General features: G+C 37.7%; 5 protein-coding genes. 3 read left to right on the top strand and 2 right to left on the bottom strand.

Annotated elements, in window-relative coordinates; all coding sequences use genetic code 11:
- The first annotated feature begins 437 nt into the window (after positions 1-437).
- A complete protein-coding gene (locus RWZ05_RS08750; protein ID WP_314643791.1) occupies positions 438-1169 on the top strand; it encodes an SIMPL domain-containing protein in 732 nt (243 codons plus the stop codon).
- On the opposite strand, the gene RWZ05_RS08745 is transcribed toward RWZ05_RS08750, so the two are convergent.
- A complete protein-coding gene (locus tag RWZ05_RS08745) occupies positions 1150-1896 on the bottom strand; it encodes a ubiquinone/menaquinone biosynthesis methyltransferase (protein WP_314643789.1) in 747 nt (248 codons plus the stop codon). The two genes, RWZ05_RS08750 and RWZ05_RS08745, sit on opposite strands and share 20 nt — an antisense overlap.
- 349 nt (positions 1897-2245) lie before the next feature.
- Here RWZ05_RS08745 and sstT point away from each other — a divergent pair, with 349 nt between their 5' ends.
- Positions 2246-3466, top strand: a complete 1221-nt coding sequence (sstT, locus tag RWZ05_RS08740; RefSeq protein WP_314643786.1) for a serine/threonine transporter SstT — start codon at positions 2246-2248, stop codon at positions 3464-3466.
- Between the two features lie 247 nt (positions 3467-3713).
- Positions 3714-5231, top strand: coding sequence for an FAD-dependent oxidoreductase (locus tag RWZ05_RS08735; protein ID WP_314643784.1), 1518 nt, complete (start codon positions 3714-3716; stop codon positions 5229-5231).
- Between the two features lie 70 nt (positions 5232-5301).
- On the opposite strand, the gene RWZ05_RS08730 is transcribed toward RWZ05_RS08735, so the two are convergent.
- Positions 5302-5714: PepSY domain-containing protein (locus tag RWZ05_RS08730; RefSeq protein ID WP_399554374.1), on the bottom strand; the 413-nt coding region annotated here is incomplete at its 5' end.

Genomic DNA, 5714 nt, shown 5'->3' with positions numbered 1-5714 from the left:
CCTATCATTGTTCAGTTTTCAAAGATCTGTACCAGTCAAACTAGATTTTATCTAGTTTCGAAGCACTTTCTCAAGAAACACTTCGTCAACTGGCGACTAGATTATAATAACATGTGACTTCGTTCGTGTCAACACATTTTATAATCTTTTTTTAAGTTCTTTTTGAACCTCTAGAGTGTATTACTACACTCATTAAGAAACAGTCGCTCGAACGACTGTATGCATATTATAGTACAACGACATTATAAGTGCAACCCCCATTTCTCAATTTCACACAACTTTCACCTTACTTTCATTAACATACCTAGTAATCGATAATTGATTTCATACAACCAATCAGGTACAATATAGCTGTAATACAGAACTTGTAGCATAAATAGTTCTATTTTATTAGTATCAATTAATATGAATATTACATTAGTGTAAGGAGATTAAGTATGAAATTATCTAAACGTTTATTAGCTAAAACAGTAGCGCTAGCCGCTATATGTGCAACTATGACTACAGCAGCCTTTGCTGCACCACAAGGCACCTTCGATACCTCTGAAATCCAAATTACAGGCCAAGCCTCTCGTTCTGTAGCACCAAGCTATGCAATTTTAACCTTAGGCATTACAAGTCAAAACACAAATATTAACGCTGCTAAATCCAATAACGATCGTATCATGAGTGAGTTAATTAGTAGATTAGCAAATCTAGGTGTTGATAAAAAAGATATTTTCACATCTAATATATCCATTAATCCAACAAGCGATTATCAAGAAGGCAAACGCATTAACACAGGTTATAATGTGTCCAATCATGTAACAGTTAAGATTAATAACCTCGATAACGTAGGAAAGGTTGTCGATGCCGCAGTTAGCGCTGGGGCTAACGACATCAACAACCTTTCATTCCAAAATGATGTGTCTCAACAATTATCTGATTCTTTAACTACAGAAGCGATTCAAAACGGCCGCCATAAAGCGGAAGTTATTGCAGCTGCACTCGGTCGTACATTAGGTCCAGTAAAAACGGTTTCTATTAGTACAACTGAAACTAGTTCTATGGACTCCGGTTATTACCGTAATGGAGCAATGCTAAAGGCAGCACTCGAAACTGCTACACCTGTTGAAAAAGGATCATTAGTAGTTTCTCAAGACGCTAATATTACTTATTATTTACAATAGAATTCTCTGGCACCACACCTTCGTGGACCGCTACAATGCCGCCTGTCAATTCATGATAGGTGGCATTTTCATATCCTAGAGATTTCCAGATTTCCAAAATTTCGCTTTGGTGAGGGTAACGTCGCAAGGACTCTGGAAGCCATGCATAGGATGAATTATCCTTACTTAGTTTACCTATAATAGGTAATATATAAGAGAAATAGAAATTATATACCTGTTTAAAACCAAACATACTTGGCTTTGCAAGTTCTAATACAACTACTTTCCCACCTGGTTTTACAACACGTTGCATTTCACATAATACTTGTTTAATATCTGGTACATTGCGCATTGCAAAGCCACTCATAGCCGCATCAAAAGTATTATCTGCATAAGGTAAAGCCATCGCATCACCTTGTACTAGATTAACTTGATCTATTAACCCTGCTTCTTCAATACGAACACGACCTTGGTCGAGCATTTCACGATTAAAGTCTAATGCCTCCACCCTTAATGTTGGCTCTTGACGCAACGCTTCCTTTGTAAACACACAAGTACCACATGCCACATCAAGCACACGTTGGTGAGGACCAATATTCATTGCTTTTACAGAGAATTTCCGCCAAAAATAATCTTGTCCAAAGCTTAAGACTGTATTCATTAAATCATAGTTTTTTGCAATATTAGAAAAAACACCCTGTACAAACTCTTCTTTATCGGCATACGTTTTAAATTCTTTAGTATTCATTATGGTCCTTTCACTAATCAAGAACTATATTCAAGAACTGTATATGGCATAGTATACCATATTATAGGAACTCTAAAAAAGAAGCCTATTATATATACTATAAATAGCAAGTATGTACTATTTACATATATGGTAAAAGTACTTGTGAATTCTATAGAAAACAACACCCGACTATAAGGTAAATAAACATATTTATCACTTATTATATATTTAACATAAATACGTATGAACATCTATGATATTATCTATTGCTACTATTACATGTTCGTTGTATAATGACATATGTCCATGATGAAAGGATACTTCTTCATGGAGTATTATATGTTTTTATTAAGTATTGGAGTGTACTATGAATCGATTTGTAAAATCAATCAACAAAGTCAGTCTAATCCAACAGATTATCATAGGTTTGGTTATTGGTATTTTGACTGCACTTTACCTGCCAGATGTGGCAAATGAACTTGCTTTATTAGGGGTTCTCTTTGTTGGGGCTCTTAAAGGCATCGCCCCTATCCTTGTATTCTTCTTGGTAATCGCAGCGATTAGTAAACATCGCTCCGGCCAAAAAACAGGTATGGGTTCTGTTATCACCTTATATTTATTAGGTACATTCCTATCCGCAGCATTAGCCGTAGTCGTAAGTTTCTTATTCCCTACTACTTTACATTTAGCAGCAGATGCCGCTGATGCAGCGCCACCGCAAGGTATTGCTCAAGTTATGACAACATTACTTAAAAATGTAGTTGATAACCCTGTAAAAGCATTGATGTCTGCTAACTATATCGGTATTCTAGGTTGGGCACTTATCCTAGGTGCGGCTTTACGTCAGGCACCAATGAATACAAAAGAGGTTATGGAATCCATCGCTCAAGCAATTACTACAGTAGTAGGTTGGATTATCCGCTTTGCGCCTCTTGGTATTATGGGCCTTGTAGCTGAATCTATTGCAACTAACGGTATCGAAGCTTTAATTGGTTACTTCCAATTACTCGTTTTATTACTTGGTTCCATGATTTTCGTAGCACTAGTAATCAATCCGCTTTTGTCCTTCATTTATCTTCGTCGCAATCCATACCCATTGGTATTTAAATGTTTACGCGAATCTGCAATCTACGCATTCTTTACACGTAGCTCTGCTGCCAATATTCCTGTAAACCTTGACTTAGCTAAACGTTTGAAACTGAACCCAGATATGTATTCCGTATCCATTCCATTAGGTGCTACTATCAATATGGGTGGTGCTGCAATTACGATCACAATCATGACATTAGCAGCAGCTCATACACTAGGTATTGTTGTAGATATTCCTACTGCAATCCTATTATCCATCATCGCCACTATTGGTGCTTGTGGTGCTTCTGGTGTAGCTGGTGGTTCTTTACTACTCATTCCATTGGCTTGTTCCCTATTTGGTATTTCCAACGACGTAGCAATGCAAGTTGTAGGCGTTGGCTTTATCATCGGTGTTTTACAAGACTCTACGGAAACTGCGCTTAACTCTAGCACAGACATTCTCTTCACAGCTACTGCAGACTATGCAAAACGTGGCTACCACGAAGATTGGAACTAAAATATCCTTAGACGGTCCTTCGGGACCGTCTTTTTATAAGCAAGCTTAGTAAACAATCTCATCAGCTCTTTTTAAAAGTAGTATCACATTGTATTTATTGTGGTACTTAAAAAATTGTGTTATTTATAATCAGTCACACATAAACTTTTACCAATAGGAAATTAGCTATATTGATTTTATTCAATATAGTGCTATAATAAAGTTAATGATAATAACTATTAGTAGATATATATAGAAAGGAATCAACATGAAACAATACGATATTATTGTAGTTGGTACAGGCGGCGCAACTATCGTAGCTGACGCTGCGCTAAAAAAAGGTCTTAAAGTGGCCATCATAGAAAAAGGTAAATTTGGTGGTACATGCCTAACTCGCGGTTGTATTCCTACAAAAGTTATGGTTACAGCAGCCAATGCGATCCAAGAAGTGGAAGAATTCAAAAAAATTGGTGTTAATGTTGGTTCTGCTACTATGGATTGGGATACTGTATCCAAACGTACGTGGTTTAAAATCGACGAATCTGCTGGCATTTACGATTATTACAATGCTTATGACAATGTAGATGTATATCGTGGTGCAGCAAGCTTTGTATCCGATAAAGTAATGAATATTCACCTTAATGATGGTTCTGGCATTGTAGAAATCACAGCACCAACGATTATCCTTGGTACTGGCGGTTATAGTAATGTACCAAATGTACCCGGTCTGCAAGAGGCAGGCTATCTTACTAGTGAAAGCCTCTTTGGTGACAAATTCCCTAAACAACCATATAAATCCCTTGCCGTACTCGGCGCAGGTCCAATCGGTGTAGAATTTGCTCACGTATTTGATGCTGCTGGTACTGAAGTTACTATCATTCAACATAATGTGCGCCTTGTACCTAAGGAAGATGAAGAGATGTCTGAACATCTGCTTCAAAATTACCAAGCTCGTGGTATTAATGTAATCTTAAACCAAGACACTGTTGAAATCCGCCAAGAGGACGGTCTCAAGGTCGTAGTAACAAAAGATCGTACTACTGGCAAAATCACAGAAACAAAAGTTGAAGAAATTCTCGTAGCTGCCGGCATTCGTCCTGCAGTGGAAGAATTACACCTTGAAAATACAGGTATCGAAACATGGCCAAAAGGCTGGATCAAAACTAATGAATTCTTAGAAACATCCGTTGATGGTATCTATGCGTTAGGTGACGTAAACGGAGAGCCTGCATTCCGCCATCGTGCAAACTACGAAGCAGACATCATTGCACATAATCTCTTCTACGCAAAAAGCGAAGAAGATTACCGTTGGGCACGTTATGATACATTACCTAAGGTTACATTCTCCTACCCTGAAATTGGTAGCGTAGGTCTTACTGAGGCAGAAGCTATTAAAGCTGGTTACAATGTAGGTGTAGGTAAAAACTACTACTCCTCTACAGCTAAAGGCTACGCAATGGGTATCAACCCTGGCGATGTAAATGATGGCTTTGTTAAAATCGTGGTAGACAAAAATACTAACCATATCCTTGGTATGCATGTAACAGGTCCTCAAGCGTCTATCCTTTTCCAACCATATGTAAACCTTATGAACAGTGGTGTAACACCATTGACAGTAATTAATGAAGAAATCGCTTCTGAACGTACTAAACGCTTACGCGAAAAAGGTATTACTCGCGAAATGGATCCTAAATCCGTTATCGCTGTAGGTGAAACTATGAGCCCACATCCTTCCTTAGTCGAAGTTATTATGTGGACACAAGTGTACTATGAACACCGTTGGTAATAACTATTAAACAAAACAAGAGCCAAAGGCATTTGCCTTTGGCTCTTTTATTTGATGATCACTTAATAGATTAACGACCCATGTCGATGCCGCTACCAAAAATAAGATTTGTTTTGCGCCCATCGAAACCTTGATCTGGTTCAGGTGGTAATTTATAAGCTTTAGATTGCTCTACATAAGCACCTGTTTCAGCATCTACTGTAACAACTACTTTTTTACCATCTTGATGCATTGTTACATAGTACAAGATTTTGCCGTCATGAGCTTCAATTTTCCAGCCCTTCATAACAGCATCAGCACCGAGTTGTTGTTTAGCAACACGTTCTGCTTGAGCAGGCTCAATTACTCGATCTTTATTGAAGATTTCACCGATAATTTTTTTAGGTTTGCCCCCTTCTTCCATATCGGAAGTATTGCCAGTGATTACGTCGATTTTCATCTTGTATTGATGATATTTACTATAGCCAACAACTTTGTAACCAT

Origin of the sequence: uncultured Veillonella sp., assembly GCF_963543145.1 — a bacterium.
GTDB lineage: Bacteria > Bacillota > Negativicutes > Veillonellales > Veillonellaceae > Veillonella.
Note: the sequence above shows the minus strand (reverse complement) of the source record. Positions and strands in the feature narration are given on the sequence as shown.